This window comes from Bacillus sp. NEAU-Y102, assembly GCF_054788175.1.
On sequence record NZ_JBTWFK010000003.1, the window covers coordinates 1 to 16,049 of the forward strand.

Here is a 16,049-nt window from a genome sequence, read left to right on the forward strand (position 1 = left end):
AATAGTGGTACATGAAAAAAACACCTCCTGAATTCGCATACTAAGTATGCAAATTCATTGGAGGTGTTTTTCGTTTGAAGACAAGAGTTCATTACCCAGAAGAAGTAAAGTGGAAAGTGATTGAAATGAAAAAGGATGGATATTCCAATTGGACAATTATGGAGAAGCTTGGAATTAAAAATGTTTCCCAAATTAAGACGTGGATGAAGTGGTATCGTACCGATCAAACGTACCGTTTTCAACAACCTGTAGGAAAACAATATTCTTATGGAAAAGGACCAAAAGAGCTCAGTGAATTAGAACAGCTACGTTTAGAAAATAAACATCTAAAAACAAAATTACTTGTATGGGGAAAGTATCTGGAAATCGAAAGGGGCTGAAACCAGAAACTGTAGTTACTTTATGGAGAAATGTACAAACAAAAATAACGGTAAAAGACTTGTGTAACGTATTAGAATTACCCCGTTCTACATTTTATCGTTGGTTACAACGAACGGAAGATCTGAAAGATGATATAGAAGAAAAAGTAAAGGACGTCTGTCTTAGGCATAAATTCCGGTATGGATATCGAAGAGTGACCGCTACTCTTCGAAAAATGGGACTGTGTGTCAATCATAAAAAAGTATTACGAATCATGAGACAAAATCATATTCTTTCAAAAGTGCGTCGAAAGAAAAAGAAATATATCAATGGTGCGGAACCAATGGTAGCCCCTCATCGATTGGAGCGCCAATTCGATGCATCCAAACCAAATGAAAAGTGGTTTACGGATGTGACGTATCTCTTATTTGGAGAGCGTACCTTGTATTTATCAACGATCATGGATGCCTTTAATCGTGAAATTATTAGTTGTGTCATCAGCGAATCACAAACACTGACATTAGCGATGAAAACATTGAAACAAGCAATGAGAGGGCGAAAAGTAAAAGATGTCCTTCTTCACTCGGATCAAGGAAGTATTTATACAGCAAAAGAATTTCAAGCGTATGCCAAAGAAAACGGCATGATCACCAGCATGTCCCGGAGAGGAAATTGCCATGATAATGCCGTCATGGAAAGCTTCTTTGGTCATTTAAAAAGTGAAGCTTTCTATTCACAAAAGATAACAAAAGTATCCAACACAACTGTGCGAAAGATTGTGCTAGAATACATTCATTACTACAATTGTGTGCGAATTCAAGAAAAATTAAACCACCTATCCCCTAAAGAATTTAGGGAACAAGTGGTTTAGGTGTTTTGATTGGTGTCCCGTTTTCGGGGTTCACTTCATTTTTTAGGCAGTTTTTTTATTGTTATTTCACCGAGATAACATTTCCCCAATTCCATTTCTCATAATACCACGCTGGTACATCTATATTTTCAATCCACTTCTTTTCCTGTTTCCCATCTTTATGAGCAAGCCATACATCCGCTTTCTTACGGTCTGAACGTATCCAAATTAATTGATTACTCTTCTTCATGAAGATCGGGTGGTAATCCCCTTGCTTGTTCGTTTTCTTTGTGATTTGATGCTGTGCATTACTTGTACTATCGACCTCATATAAAGATGGTAGTGGCCTTTTTTCTGGTGGAGTTTCTATTCCTGCCTCTTTTGCTCGTGAAACGATAATTACTCTATCGTTCTTCCATACAAAATCCCAATCAACATATCCTTTCGGCGTAAATATGTTCTGCTGAAGTGCTGGCAATTCCTTTACTTTTAAATGTTTATTTTCTAATGTAACTCTTCCGCTCCCTTCAATATAAGCTAATATATTTTTTGATGGTGCCCATTGAAACCATTGTTCGTTTAATAACATTTGATCTACTTTTTCAAACCGACTTCCATCTGCACGAACTAAGCAAAGCGTATTACTATCAGCTGACCATGAAGCTGTCGGTACTGCTAAAAATGAAATCCACTTTTGATCTGGTGACCACTTAAAGCCACTTGCTACTAGCGCTAGGAAATCATCATGTTCATTTGGCAATGCATACAAATGCTTCATTTTGTGAGGATTCATATGTGCATCTTTTTGCACTTCATATAGCTGAGCCCCTGTCCATCCTGTTGGAAGTAAGTTCGCTTCAGAGGATACAAGAAAGTTCTTTCCATCGGGGTACCATGCATAATCCCCTACACCAGCCGATACATTTTCAAAATCTGCATTCTTTTTTTCTACATCAAATGTATTTAATGTACCTGTAAATATAAATGCAATTATATTTTCTGTTGGTGACCATTGATAATTCGATGCTTCTGAGTGAAACGGCGTAACTTTTTTTCCATCTTTCAACCGATATAACTCAAGAATACTTTGTTTCTTCCCTTTTACATATGCTAGCCACTCCCCGTCATATGACCACTTCGGCCCTGTTATGTACTCTCCTTTTGTAATCTGTATTTCTTTCCCATCAACTTTAATCCAAAGGTTATGATGACGAATAAAAGCAACTTTCACACTATTATTTTCTGCACTAGTAATAGTGATAGAACATAAAAACATAAACAACACTACACTACCACTTACCATTAGCCTTTTCATACCATCACTCCATTTCCCTCATAGCATTCCTCACTTTCTCCCTACAATATGTGAAAAATATCGATTCGACATAATCAGAAAAAATTTCCCAAGAAATTTTCAATCCATAGAGGATTGGTATGAATTATGTCGAAAGTATAGTTTAGCCAACATTTATATTTATAATTTCCAAATTAAATGTAAGATTTTATTTCTGAATATTAGCACTTTTATTAGGGGGAGTATCAATGAAAAAAACTACATCTACACTATTAAGCATGGCGCTTGTCTTTTCTAGTTTTGGAGCTTTAAGCGCTCATGCTGAATCACTACAAAAGGAGAAGCAATTTAGTCCACAATTAAAAACAACGATTGAACAGTGGGGAGAACATAAAATCGCTCAAAATGTTGAAACGAAAACAACAAAAGAAATATCAGTAATTGTAGAATTACAACATGCACCTCTCGCTGCTCAAACTAATATTCAGCATGCTCCAGATTTACAAAATAGTAATGCGCAGTCTTATCATGCTGAGCTAAAAAAAGCACAAGAAGATACGACTAAGAAAATAAAAGAAAAAGCACCTGGTGCAAAAATTAAAGAAGTGTATAATACGTTATTTTCTGGATTCTCTATTTCAGTTCCTGGAGATCAAATTACCTCTCTTGCCTCTTTACCTGAAGTAAAAGCAGTCTATCCGAACTTAACATATAAATTGCATGAAACATCAAAAAGTGCTACTAACGAAGAAGCACCAAATACCGGTGGACTGACAATTGGTGCACCTGAAGCGTGGAATTTAAAAGATCCATCTGGCAAACCGCTTGATGGAAAAGGCATGAAAGTAGCCATTATCGATTCTGGCGTAGACTATACACACCCTGACTTAAAGGCAAATTATATCGGTGGATATGACACGGTTGATGAAGATAACGATCCAATGGATGGTAACGTACATGGTACTCATGTAGCTGGAATTATTGCAGGTAATGGAAAAATTAAAGGCGTTGCTCCAAACGCTTCTATTCTAGCCTATCGTGTAATGAATGACGGTGGAACTGGTACAACAGATGATATTATCCAAGGAATTGAGCGAGCAATTCAAGATGGTGCGGATGTGTTAAACCTCTCCCTTGGGCAGGATTTAAATGTACCTGATCAGCCTGTAACATTAACGTTAGAACGAGCAGCGAAACTTGGTGTTACTGCTGTCGTTTCAAATGGAAATGACGGACCAAAACCTTGGTCTGTTGATGCTCCCGGTAACGCAAGTAGTGTCATTTCTGTTGGAGCATCTACGGTTTCTATCCCGTTTCCAACATTCCAAGTAACTGGTTCCAGCAAAACATATCAAGGGTTACCATTATCAAAATCCGATTTTCCAATAGGAAATGATTCTCCTCTTGTATATGTTGGTTATGGCAATCCAAGTGATTATGCAAAACAAGATGTGAAAGGGAAATTCGCACTTATTTTACAAGGTACTTCTAGTACATTAGTAAAAGCAGAACAAGCGAAGCAAGCTGGTGCACTTGGTGTGTTATTAATCTCTAGCGAAAAAGAAATTAATATGATGCCGGAATATTTTTCACGTGAACATCTAGCTGTCCCAGTAATGCAATTATCAAATACAAATGGGGAAGAATTAAAAACTTTAATTACAAAACGAAAGAAAAATATAAAAATTGGACAACCAAAGCACACAGAACTTATCGGTAACTTTAGTTCAAGAGGACCATCACAAGGAAGTTGGCTAATAAAGCCTGATGTTGTTGCACCTGGAGTACAAATTACTAGTACAGTACCGCGAGGCGGATATGAATCGCATAACGGAACAAGTATGGCTGCTCCGCAAGTAGCTGGAGCGGTTGCCCTCTTGCGTCAAATGCATCCTGATTGGACGACAGAACAATTGAAAGCGGCACTTGCTAACAATGCAAAAACATTACATGATGTCAATGAAAATACATACCCTGTTATGGCACAAGGATCTGGTTTAATTAACATTCCGAAAGCAGCTCAAACAAATATATTAGTAAAACCTAACAATGTCAGCTTTGGTCTTATTAAGCCCAATAGCGGAAAAGTAAAACTAACACAAAATGTTACATTACAAAACCTTTCTAGTAAAAAGAAAAGTTTTTCAACTCGGGTGGAATTATTAGATGCAAACACAAAAACAAAAGTAAAAACTTCTGTCCCTTCATCGATTAGCATACAACCGAATAGTAGTACCGAAAAACCATTTACTATCACGGTAGATAGCTCACTACCACAAGGTGTGTATACTGGAAATGTATATGTAAAAGAACAAGGGGCAAAAGAAGAAATTCGAATTCCATTCACATTTAGTATCGATCCTAAAGATTATAAACGTATCGATGGACTTGAAATTATTAATTCTACTTTTAGCCCAAATGGCGACCACGTACTAGATGATAATCTCATCAACTACTATTTAGTTGCCCCTGTGGATGATGTAACATTACATGCAAATTTAGTTACGAAAGAACGTGTAACGTATCAAGGGATTATCCATCAAGCTAAAAATGCAACTCCTGGATACAAACCTTTCAAATGGAATGGTACAAAAGCAGATGGCACTCCTTTAGCTGACGGGCTATATCAAATCGAAGCAGTTGCTTCTAATTCTGGCGGAGAAACAAAACAAACAGCTGCTGTATTTCTTGATCGAACTGCACCTAAGTTAACACACGAAGTTGACCAAGAAAATCTCGTAATTAGAGGAAAAGTTGATGATATTCTACTAGATTGGATGTCAGAATCTGGTTGGATAGCACCTGGTATTCCAGTGAGAATGCAATATGAAATTAACGGAAATGGTGTATGGGAACAGGCATTCCTGAACCCTTGGGAGAAAAGCTATGACATTTATTTCGATCGCACTCAATTACACGAAGGAAAAAATACTATTCACATTGTAGCAACTGATGCAGCTGGCAATACCTCTAATTTAACTGTTAATTTAGAAGTGAAATAAAGTGAAGCCTTAATCAGTAGAGATTTTGTTCATCCCCACTGATTATTAGCCTTCACCAATCGGGGGTTACGGGCAATTATTCTCCCACCGAATTTTGAGGTAGGAATTTTACTGCTCATTAACACGGGATAAAAAATTTTTGTTGACAATTTTTTTAATATAGTTTTATAATACAAAACATAGTTTAGTTGAACGAATTATATATCGGCTTTGAAGGAATGCTAGTAGCGACTTATATCACTGTCCCAGAGAACTGATGGTTGGTGCGAATCAGTACATATACAAGCGTGAATTACAATTCTGGAGCTTCTTTCCCGTAATGCTTTTTATGCATGAAGAGAAAGACGGATCTTTCCGTTATCGTAAAGTGAGTGGTAAACAATTAGTTGTTTACAAATAGGGTGGTACCGCGATTTTTATCGTCCCTATCGGATTTTCCGATAGGGACTTTTTTGCATCCATCCTCTTACACAATTTCATATATACGCGTTGAAAGAATCGCAGTAGTACCTTATATCCCTGTTACAGAGAGCTAATGGTCGGTGGAAATTAGCACATATATAAGTATGAATTACAATTCTGGAGCTTCTTTTTCGTAGTGCTTTTATGCATGAAGGAAAAGACGGAATTTTTCCGTTATCATTAATTGAGATGTAAGTATATTTTCACTTACAAATAGGGTGGTACCGCGATTCTTTCGCCCCTATCGGATTTTCCGATAGGGGCTTTTTCTATTTATCACAGAAACATATGTTAAATAATTCCGAATCTTATGATAAAATTTTATAAGCGCTTACAAATAATGAAAGGGGGTGATACAAGCTATTCGAAATCGATATTCAATTTTATTGAAAAAAAGGAGGATGTCTAAATGACAAAGAAAACAGAAATTCCATCGCATTTAAAACCATTTGTATCCACACAACATTATGATCAATACACACCGGTGAATCACGCTGTGTGGCGTTATATTATGAGACAAAATCATAGCTTCTTAAAAGACGTTGCTCATCCAGCCTATGTGAACGGACTACAATCATCTGGTATTAATATAGATGCAATTCCAAAAGTAGAAGAAATGAATGAGTGTTTGGCACCAAGCGGCTGGGGCGCTGTAACAATTGACGGACTTATTCCTGGCGTAGCATTCTTCGATTTTCAAGGACACGGATTACTACCGATTGCAACAGATATCCGGAAAGTAGAAAATATCGAGTACACACCAGCTCCAGATATCGTACACGAAGCCGCAGGACACGCACCGATTTTACTTGATCCTACATATGCAAAATATGTGAAACGTTTTGGGCAAATTGGTGCAAAAGCTTTCTCTACAAAAGAAGAACATGATGCATTTGAAGCTGTTCGTACATTAACGATAGTAAAAGAAAGCCCTACTTCTACTCCTGATGAAGTTAAGGCTGCTGAAAATGCTGTAATTGAAAAACAAAACTTAGTTTCTGGTTTATCGGAAGCTGAACAAATTTCACGTCTTTTCTGGTGGACAGTAGAATATGGATTGATCGGAAATATAGATGATCCAAAGATATATGGTGCTGGTCTCCTTTCTTCTGTTGGCGAAAGCAAACATTGCTTAACAGACGCTGTAGAAAAGGTTCCATTTTCTATTGAAGCATGTACAGGGACAACTTATGACGTAACAAAAATGCAACCACAACTATTTGTTTGTGAATCCTTTGAAGAATTAACAGATGCGCTTGAAACATTTTCTAAAACAATGGCCTTTAAAACAGGTGGAAAAGAAGGTTTAGAAAAAGCAATTCGCTCTGAGAACTATGCAACAGCTGAGCTAAATAGTGGATTACAAATTACAGGTACATTTAGCGAGACAATTGAAAACGATGCAGGTGAATTAATTTACATGCGAACAAATTCGCCAACGGCATTAGCGCTTCATAATAAACAGTTAGCGAATCATTCTACTTCTGTACACAGTGACGGATTTGGAACACCGATTGGATTACTCACTGAAAATATTGCATTAGAAAATTGTACAGACGAACAACTACAATCATTAGGAATTACAATTGGAACTATCGCTGAGTTTACTTTCGCAAGTGGTATTCATGTAAAAGGAACAGTAACAGATATTGTGAAAAACGATAAGAAAATTGCTCTTATTTCCTTTATCGATTGCACAGTTACTTATAACGCCCGCGTTTTATTTGATGCTTCATGGGGCGCATTTGATATGGCTGTTGGCTCACAAATCACTTCAGTATTCCCAGGTGCCGCAGATGCCGCAGCATTTTTCCCAATGGATGAAGAAGTTCAAGGACTTCCTGCTCCACTTGTACTGAATGAACTTGAACGTATGTATCAAACAGTGCGAGATATTCGAAGTGAGGGGATTTTACACAACGCGCATATCGATCAATTAGTAGCAATTCAAGAAGTATTAAATAAATTTTATGCGAAAGAATGGTTGCTGCGCCTTGAAATATTAGAGTTACTTTTAGAGCATAACAAAGGGCATGAAGCATCGGCAACATTACTACAACAACTTTCTACTTTCACAACTGATGAAGCTGTAACACGCCTTATTAACAATGGTCTTGCTTTACTTCCAGTAAAGGATGTGAAAAATGATGCTAAGATTAACTGAAGAAGAAGTTCACGAAGAATTATTGAAGGTAGATAAATGGATGGTAAAAGATGAGAAATGGATTGAACGAAAATATATGTTTTCCGACTACTTAAAAGGAGTCGAATTTGTCTCTGAAGCCGCCAAACTATCAGAAGAACATAATCACCATCCATTTATCCTTATCCAGTATAAAGCAGTTATTATTACTTTGTCATCTTGGAATGCAAAAGGTTTAACGAAACTAGATTTTGAGCTTGCAAAACAATTTGATGAACTATTTTTACAAAACGAAAAAGCAATTATAAGAAAATAAAAAAGAGAAGCCTTTTTAGGCTTCTCCTTTTATTTTGAAATGAATACAATGTCCAAATGGATCCTGGGCTTGTAATATTCCATCTTTGTACGTAGCAATCTTGCCAATATTTTTTAAGCTTTCACATACTTGCTCTTTTTGTTTTTCATTCGCTAGTACAACTGTGAAATATTTCAAACCAACAGAACCTGGCATTTGCGGTGGTACCCCTTCACCTTGCCATGTATTTAAACCGATATGATGATGATAACCACCTGCAGATACGAACAATGCTCCATTACGAGCTGGAATCGTTACTTCAAAACCAAGACCATCAACATAGAAACGTTTCGCTTCCTCTAAATCAGCTACATGAAAATGAATATGCCCCATCACAGTACCAGCTGGAAAGCCATTCCATGTACTTCCTTGCTGTAATAATTCTTCACCAGCTAACGGGTTACTAACAAATGGGAGTTCTCCATTTTCATCACGCCAAACTTCTTTTTGTCGATCATGATAAATTTCAATCCCGTTTCCATCTGGATCAGCTAAATAAAGAGCTTCACTAAAGTAATGATCGGCTCCGCCATGTAGTGGATATACCATCTCTACAAGATGACGAAGAACATTCGCTAAATCCTGTCTACTTGGTAATAAAATTGCGTAATGATATAACCCTGTTCTTCCTCTTTGCTTCGGAAAAGCTTCTTTCTTTTCTTCAATGATAAGAAGTGGTTCATCATTTTCATTCCCAAATGTAACGACTGCTTCTTCTTCTCTTAGCACCTTCATACTTAGTACTTCCGTATAAAACTCTAGTGATTTCTTTACATTAGATACGTATAAATGAACAACATCAAGTGTTGTATCGGGATGAAGTTGAAAACTCATCTTGTTAGCCCCCCATTTAAATTAGTTCTTTTTTGACATTTTTTCTTTTAAGAAATTATCTACAAAACCATCAGCTTTTGCAACAAATAAGTATGCACCCATTGCTAATAATGCAAGTTCTAATTCGAAACCAGGATTTTTTCCATCTCCCAATAAACCAGCTGACCATTTCACTTTTACGATTGCTCCAACCATAACAAGTGCAAATAATAATCCAATATATCTTACACCTAAACCTAGAATTAATAATAGACCTCCAACTAATTCAAACGTTGCTACACCGTATGCAAGTCCTCCTGGTAAACCAATACTTGTAAACCATCCTGCAATATTGTCAATTCCTGATTGGAATTTTGTTAAACCGTGCATGAAGAATGTTACCCCTAACACGATACGAATAATTAAGTTACCAATATGTTGATTCATTTCATTCTCTCCTTTATAGTTTTCTTATACAAAACTTTTATTTACATTACAAAACATACACTAATTTTTTTTATTCGTCAATTCATTTTCACTGGGAAAAAATATATTTTTTTTGCTATGATACAAATAGTTGTTTACAAAAAGGAGCTTGATTTTATGAATATTGGTTCTGCAATACGTGAAATTCGTCAACGTAGAGGCATAACAATTGCACAAATTTGCGAGGGAACAGGTCTTTCTAAAGGCTTTATGAGTCAGGTTGAAAATAATAAGACATCACCATCTATCTCAACTTTAGAAACGATCTCCAATTTTTTAAACGTTCCCCTTCCCTATTTATTATTAGAACAAAAAGATCGCTTAAAAATTGTCAAAAAAGAAGAACGGAAATACAGTGTATACGGCAAAGATGAGCAAAGAATTGAACATGTTGCGGAGCAAGGGGGGCTTCGCCTATCTCTAGTAGAAATCCCTACTGGGTTCCCGAAAGAAAACTCACCAAATGCCCATGAAGGGGAAGAATGTCACCTTGTATTACGTGGGAAATTAGAAGTTCAGCACGGTGAAGATATTGCAATTGTAGAAGAAGGTGATTCTTTCTCATGGAATGCATGCGTTCCTCATATTGTTCGTAATATAGGAGAAGAAACTGCATTATTACTTATCTCTAGTTATGCGGAAAATCGAAAACGTGTTTACTAAATAATAAAAAAGAAGCCTGATTAACAGGCTTCTTTTTTTATCCCCTTATAATTCCATAACTTGTCCCAACTAGTACCGTCTTTTCATGCTGATTGCGATAAACTGACTCGATTGAAACTTTTTTATAGCCTTCCATTTGCTCAACATTTGTTAAAGTTAGTTCACAAGTGATCGTATCTCCTGTGAAAACTGGTCTAATAAACTCACTTACTAATTCTCTTGCTATGTAATGTAACTCTTCTCCCACTTTCGTCCCAATGCTAGCAGTCAATAAACCATGAACCATTAATCTTCCGTTTTCATCGTATTCCACATGGTGTCTACCTTTATCACCGGTAATATTTGCAAATTCAAAAACTTCTTCCTCAGTAAATCTTCTTTCATATTTAAATACATCCCCAGCTTTTACACTCATTTTTATCCCCCTAATAATAAACAGAATTTTCTTTTATTTTATCATAAAACGAGCCTCAATCCATTCTCTATTATCAAAAGTCTCAAAATTACCTCGCTATACTTTTTTACTTTCCGTTCATTTATCGGTGACCATCTCTTTTCGCGACTTGATATCCATAGTACGCACATGTTCCATTTCTCGATAGCTCTCTAACTTCAAATCCACAACTTCTATAAAAATCAAAATTGTTCGCAGATGTATGCGCAAACCAATCACCGTGGGGAAGTTTTTGCAAACAAAGAGCTACAAGCTTCTTACCTAATCCCTTCCCTCTATATTCACACTTCACAACTAAATTTACTATATTCGCGATCATAATTCCATCCGAAATGACCCTAACCATCGCAATCATCTCTTCTTCATCCCAAATTGTGAAAGCCCATGTTGAATTTTCAAATGCTATCGTAAATTTTTCAATTTGCCAAGAAGGGATATTATCATTACTCCAACCGGCATCTTCAAACAATGCTTTAATTGCATATGCTGGTACGCTACTCGTTCCCTCACGAATAATAAGTCCATTATGATAAATGTACATGTAATCCCCCCTTTATTTTCATATACCATTCTTCAAAAAATGCAATTTACCTTTAAAAAAGTAATTTTTCATCCAACACGTTTAATGGAATAAACAAGAACATCCATCCCATGAAATAAAGTTGTTTTCTCATAGCTGAGCCCTGTCTTTCTAGCAACAAATATTGAGGCGGGATGATTCGGGTTAATGAGAGAAATTAATTTATTCATTCGTAATGCTTGGAAACCGTAGTCTCGAAATGCTGCCGCCGCTTCTTTTGCATACCCTTTTCCCCAATACTGAGGAAGTAACCAATAACCAATTTCAATTTCCTCTTTTCCATCAATCTGCTGCTTTACCAGCCCTGCATGACCAATTCTTGTTCCCGTTTCCTTTTCAATCAATACAAATAAACCGAGACCGTTTTTATAGCTAGGAATGACCCACTCCTCCAAACTTTTTTTACACTGTATATATGTTTTTAACGTCCCATTTCCAATATAGCGCATTACCTTCTCGTTCCCCCATAGTGAAGCATAGAACTGTAAATCATCCATTGTATATTTGCGAATTTGTAAACGATCTGTATGAAACATGCCTGCACTCCTTTCCACTAATTTATTCTTAATTTCACGATCATGTTTTGTATGCATACGAAATGTTACTATTAATTATAAAGTGAAACTTTAATCAGTGGGGAATTTTGTTCACCCCCACTGATTATCAGCCCTCACCAATCGAGCGTTTACGGGCAGTGGATCTCCCATCTAACTTCTTTGCTCTAGCTGAATTTTGAGGCGGGAGACTTACTGCCCGCAAATAGCGGGATAAATGAACCCACAATAAAATACAGAATATTCATTCTTAACGACTAAAAAAAGCAGTAGACAAATTTCGTCTACTGCATCCATATCATAACTAGTATTAAGAAAACTACAGTTGAGGGGGTGTAGGATTTTCAAATATACTAGATACTTATCCCGTTCTAACGGGCGGTAAACTTTCCAATTGTTTCAAGTGAAAAGTTTACCGCACATAAGAACTTCCTTCGTTCATTAAGATAGTATTGCTAAATAATCATATACACGCTTAGATTTCTCTCCACCCATTCGTGCATGCTGAAGAAGAGAAATACCATGAGGACCAGATGCACGCAATGCTTCTGGTTGAGCTACTAAAATAGCTTGTACAACTTCTAATTCACCAAGCATAGCTGCTGCAAAAATATCCATCCGAGCACCCTTTTCTAGTAAATAAAGAGCAATATCTTTACGACCTACATGTGCCGATGCCCCTAACGCACTTTCCCAATCTGATCCACCCCAATTATAAGAGGCGTGAAGTAAGCTTGGCGATTCAACCAATAGCTCTTGTACTTTCTCTAAATCCCCGTGAGCTGCCATAACAAATTCTCTTACTAATTCAGTGGTAATACGCTCTTCTGTTTGCATCGCTCTTCTCCCCTTTTAGAAATTCGTTTCGGTGTAAAAAACGGCTTGTCACTTCCTTGAAAGATATCTACATCTATGCCAAATACATGTTGAAACATTTCATGGCATAGCACTTCTTCTGGTATACCATCATACTGAATCTTTCCTCGCTTTAATACCAGTAAACGATCGCTATATTGAGCAGCTTGGTTAATGTCATGTAAAACCATTATAATTGTCATTCCATACTCCTCATTTAATCGTTTCACAAGTTCCATTACTTCCAACTGGTGAACGATATCTAAAAAGGTTGTTGGTTCATCCAATAATAAGACATTTGTACGTTGCGCTAGCGTCATGGCAATCCAAGCACGTTGCCGTTCCCCTCCTGATAAAGAATGTAAAAGACGATATTCATACCCTTCAAGATTTGTAACAGACAATGCCCAATCAACAATTTCTTCATCTTCTTTATTTAAGCGGCTACTCCATGATTTATGTGGACCTCTTCCGAACTCAATTAGTTCTTTCACTGTTAAATCTAATTGATGATCATGCATTTGTGGTAACATTGCTAATTGCTTCGCTACATCAGCACTCTTCATCATATGAATGTTTTTCCCATCTAAAATGATGTCCCCTTCGCTTTGTTTCAGTAGCCTTGCTATTAAACGAAGCAAAGTAGATTTTCCCGATCCATTCGGACCAATTAAACTAACGATTTCTCCAGCCTTAATATGTACATTCATATTTTGCATTTGAAATCTTTCAGAGTGTGCATAAAACACTTTGTTAACGGAAATCACGTTGTTTTCCTCCTCTATGAATTAAATATAAGAAGAACGGACCACCTAAGAAGGACAGTAAAATACCAACAGGCAATTCGATTGGATCGAACCAACTTCGAGCTATTGCATCCGCAAAAACAAGTAATACACCGCCGCCAAGGCATGATAAAGGTAGCAAATATCTATAATCATTTCCAACTAATAAACGTAGCATATGTGGTACGACAAGACCGACAAATCCAATAAGACCAGATACACTTACTGCAATTCCAGCTAATAATGTACTTACTACGATTAAATAAAACCGACTTTTTTCCACGTTATGTCCTAATAACTTTGCCATTTCATCTCCAAGCATTAACACTCGAATATGCTTAATGCCAAAGAAAGCTAATATAATGGCGAATATTGCATAATAAATAATCATGTTTAAATGTGCCCAACTTACACCACCAATACCACCCGCTAGCCACGGTAACACGGATTGTACTTTGTCACTATGTAATAACATTAATGCTGACGTTGCTGCACCAATTAATGCATTGATCGACACCCCTACTAAGACGATTCTTGAAGGTGGTGCCCCTTTTTGCCATGATAAAGCATAAATAACCATCGCTGTTATGAAAGCTCCTAAAAACGCCCCTAGTGGTAAAAAAGCTAGATGCTGTGGGAATAAAATCATGATGACAATTGCTACAAGGCCTGCCCCAGATGAAACTCCGATAATACCAGGATCTGCAAGAGGGTTTCTCATAACCCCTTGCAGCAGTGTACCAGATGCAGCTAAACATGTTCCTACTATAAACCCAACGAGCACTCTCGGTATGCGAAGATCCCATACAATTCGATGTACTGTCGAACCCTCATCTTGTATACCTGTTAGAATGTCTCGTACAGAAAAGGATAAACTTCCTGCGAAAAGACCGTAAAAGAGGCCTAGGATTGTTAATACAACTAAAGTAACTGCTATTATCCATCTTTTTTTCGCAAAAGGATGTTCCTTTTCTCTTACTACTTCACTACTTTCCATACGTATCATTTCCTTACATTTTGTATACTTTTATACATAAAGTCCATTGCTTCTGTAACTTTTGTCCCAGGATTAGATCCAAATAAATCAGGTGGCAAAATAACTACGCGGTTTTGTTTTACTGCATCTAAATTTTTCCACGCTTCATTTTTCATCATTTCGCCTTCGAATGCTTTTTTCACACTTGTTGGATCTCCGTGTGTAATTAAATAAATCACATCTGGATTCGCCTCAATAATACGTTCTACACTTAGCTGTGCATATTGCGGATATTCTTTCATTTCTGGAAAATCAGAAGCAATATTTTTTCCGCCTGTTTTTTCTAAAATATCACCTGATAAAGATGTTGGTAATGCCGCTAAATAAGTACCTGGTGCGCCATACACTAGCAATGCTTTCACATCGCTCTTTTTCTCATATTTCTTCATTTGATTATTGATTTTTTGATTAAGTTCTTTTGCTTTATCTTCTTTCTTCATTGCCGTTCCATATAATTCAATATTCTTTTGAATATCTTGTACAGAATTCGCAGAAGAAATGATTACTTTCGTTCCTTGTCCTTCAACCGTTGGCACGTTCTTTTGGAATCCATTGTTAGCAACAAGTACATCGGGCTTTAAACTAGCAATTTGCTCAAAATTCGGTTGATGTGCATTCCCGATTACTTTTGCCTTCTTTAACTCCTCTGGAAGAGTTAATTTCGTATCCGGACGACCTACTACTTTTCCACCTAAAGCATGAATAATATCCATGTCCCCCATACTTAATGTTGCAAAACTTTCTGGTACTTTATCGAATGTTACCTTTCTCCCTGACAGGTCGGTAATTTCGATTTTTTCTTTTCCTTTTTCTGTTTTGGTTGCAGACGCTTTTTCGTCCCCTTTGGCACTGCAACCTATTAACAAGAAAAAAATAGATAAAATCGCTGTAAATAGCGTAATAGATTTTTTCATTCCTTCACCTCTAATTGATAATGATAATCATTAACTACTATTCTACTTTAATTGATAAGGATTATCATTGTCAACATGAAACGCATACATTTTTCTACAAAAAACAAAAAGCGCGACAAAAAGATTCTTTCTTTTCGCCGCGTTCTAGTTAACAATATTATTCACATTCATTTTCCTCTAACTGGTCACGCATCACTTTCACACGCTGAAAGAAAAAGAACGATAAACTTAAAAATATAACGATACTCCCCATCATAACAAAAAATTGGATTGTCTCTTTTGCTCCATCCGGAATCAACAAGCCAACCATTAACAATGTACTTACAGCGAGAAGAATTTGTCCGAACCTAGTATAATCTTCTATTTTCCCTTGTAATTCTTTCATTATATTCTCACTCCTCCATTTCACTTTATCATATTCTATGAAACTGAAAGACCAGTAA

General features: G+C 36.7%; 16 protein-coding genes and 2 other annotated features. Of the genes, 5 read left to right on the forward strand and 11 right to left on the reverse strand.

The window, feature by feature from the left end:
- Nucleotides 1-74 precede the first annotated feature (74 nt).
- Nucleotides 75-1,231, forward strand: a protein-coding gene (locus ACYFX0_RS09405; protein ID WP_097826534.1) for an IS3-like element ISBt2 family transposase whose coding sequence is annotated in 2 segments (ribosomal slippage) — nucleotides 75-327 and nucleotides 327-1,231 — 1,158 coding nt in all. Because the reading frame shifts where the segments join, the coding sequence is not laid out codon by codon here.
- A 61-nt stretch (nucleotides 1,232-1,292) separates the two neighbouring features.
- Here ACYFX0_RS09405 and ACYFX0_RS09410 read toward each other — a convergent pair.
- Complete coding sequence (locus ACYFX0_RS09410) at nucleotides 1,293-2,525, reverse strand: TolB family protein (RefSeq protein ID WP_000826290.1); 1,233 nt, start codon at nucleotides 2,523-2,525, stop codon at nucleotides 1,293-1,295.
- Nucleotides 2,526-2,752: 227 nt separating this feature from the next.
- Between ACYFX0_RS09410 and ACYFX0_RS09415 the strand changes: the two genes are divergently transcribed.
- From ACYFX0_RS09415 to ACYFX0_RS09425, 3 genes are all read left to right on the forward strand, one after another.
- Nucleotides 2,753-5,506, forward strand: coding sequence for a S8 family peptidase (locus ACYFX0_RS09415; RefSeq protein ID WP_106082502.1), 2,754 nt, complete (start codon nucleotides 2,753-2,755; stop codon nucleotides 5,504-5,506).
- 201 nt (nucleotides 5,507-5,707) lie between these two features.
- Nucleotides 5,708-5,936 (forward strand) — a binding site (T-box leader).
- Nucleotides 5,937-5,986: 50 nt separating this feature from the next.
- Nucleotides 5,987-6,214 (forward strand) — a binding site (T-box leader).
- Between the two features lie 163 nt (nucleotides 6,215-6,377).
- A complete protein-coding gene (locus tag ACYFX0_RS09420) occupies nucleotides 6,378-8,132 on the forward strand; it encodes an aromatic amino acid hydroxylase (RefSeq protein ID WP_000163195.1) in 1,755 nt (584 codons plus the stop codon).
- Nucleotides 8,113-8,427 carry a 4a-hydroxytetrahydrobiopterin dehydratase gene (locus ACYFX0_RS09425; RefSeq protein WP_000979537.1) on the forward strand — a complete coding sequence of 105 codons (315 nt, stop codon included), beginning with the start codon at nucleotides 8,113-8,115 and terminating at the stop codon, nucleotides 8,425-8,427. The genes ACYFX0_RS09420 and ACYFX0_RS09425 overlap by 20 nt, the downstream gene beginning before the upstream one ends.
- Before the next feature lie 15 nt (nucleotides 8,428-8,442).
- Here ACYFX0_RS09425 and ACYFX0_RS09430 read toward each other — a convergent pair whose 3' ends face one another.
- Complete coding sequence (locus ACYFX0_RS09430; protein ID WP_106082503.1) at nucleotides 8,443-9,300, reverse strand: VOC family protein; 858 nt, start codon at nucleotides 9,298-9,300, stop codon at nucleotides 8,443-8,445.
- Between the two features lie 21 nt (nucleotides 9,301-9,321).
- Complete coding sequence (locus ACYFX0_RS09435; protein WP_001071553.1) at nucleotides 9,322-9,726, reverse strand: DoxX family protein; 405 nt, start codon at nucleotides 9,724-9,726, stop codon at nucleotides 9,322-9,324.
- 156 nt (nucleotides 9,727-9,882) lie between these two features.
- Between ACYFX0_RS09435 and ACYFX0_RS09440 the strand changes: the two genes are divergently transcribed.
- Nucleotides 9,883-10,428 (forward strand): helix-turn-helix domain-containing protein, encoded by a 546-nt coding sequence (locus tag ACYFX0_RS09440; RefSeq protein ID WP_001020693.1) that lies wholly within the window; start codon nucleotides 9,883-9,885, stop codon nucleotides 10,426-10,428.
- Between the two features lie 37 nt (nucleotides 10,429-10,465).
- Here ACYFX0_RS09440 and ACYFX0_RS09445 read toward each other — a convergent pair whose 3' ends face one another.
- The 8 genes from ACYFX0_RS09445 to ACYFX0_RS09480 form a co-directional block, all read right to left on the reverse strand.
- The gene (locus ACYFX0_RS09445; protein WP_000111564.1) at nucleotides 10,466-10,843 is read right to left on the reverse strand and encodes a hotdog family protein; all 378 of its coding nucleotides are present in this window, start codon (nucleotides 10,841-10,843) and stop codon (nucleotides 10,466-10,468) included.
- Between the two features lie 121 nt (nucleotides 10,844-10,964).
- Entirely contained in the window at nucleotides 10,965-11,423 is a 459-nt protein-coding gene (locus tag ACYFX0_RS09450; RefSeq protein WP_000276126.1) for a GNAT family N-acetyltransferase, read from the reverse strand.
- A gap of 68 nt (nucleotides 11,424-11,491) precedes the next feature.
- Nucleotides 11,492-12,055 carry a GNAT family N-acetyltransferase gene (locus ACYFX0_RS09455; protein WP_003263049.1) on the reverse strand — a complete coding sequence of 188 codons (564 nt, stop codon included), beginning with the start codon at nucleotides 12,053-12,055 and terminating at the stop codon, nucleotides 11,492-11,494.
- A gap of 402 nt (nucleotides 12,056-12,457) precedes the next feature.
- Entirely contained in the window at nucleotides 12,458-12,853 is a 396-nt protein-coding gene (locus ACYFX0_RS09460; RefSeq protein WP_001192766.1) for an ankyrin repeat domain-containing protein, read from the reverse strand.
- Nucleotides 12,820-13,638 carry an ABC transporter ATP-binding protein gene (locus tag ACYFX0_RS09465; protein WP_000626531.1) on the reverse strand — a complete coding sequence of 273 codons (819 nt, stop codon included), beginning with the start codon at nucleotides 13,636-13,638 and terminating at the stop codon, nucleotides 12,820-12,822. The genes ACYFX0_RS09460 and ACYFX0_RS09465 overlap by 34 nt, the downstream gene beginning before the upstream one ends.
- A complete protein-coding gene (locus tag ACYFX0_RS09470; RefSeq protein ID WP_002082127.1) occupies nucleotides 13,625-14,653 on the reverse strand; it encodes a FecCD family ABC transporter permease in 1,029 nt (342 codons plus the stop codon). The genes ACYFX0_RS09465 and ACYFX0_RS09470 overlap by 14 nt, the downstream gene beginning before the upstream one ends.
- A 5-nt stretch (nucleotides 14,654-14,658) precedes the next feature.
- Nucleotides 14,659-15,606 (reverse strand): ABC transporter substrate-binding protein, encoded by a 948-nt coding sequence (locus ACYFX0_RS09475; protein ID WP_106082504.1) that lies wholly within the window; start codon nucleotides 15,604-15,606, stop codon nucleotides 14,659-14,661.
- A 157-nt stretch (nucleotides 15,607-15,763) separates the two neighbouring features.
- Complete coding sequence (locus ACYFX0_RS09480; protein WP_000661454.1) at nucleotides 15,764-15,991, reverse strand: YrhC family protein; 228 nt, start codon at nucleotides 15,989-15,991, stop codon at nucleotides 15,764-15,766.
- Between the last annotated feature and the right edge of the window lie 58 nt (nucleotides 15,992-16,049).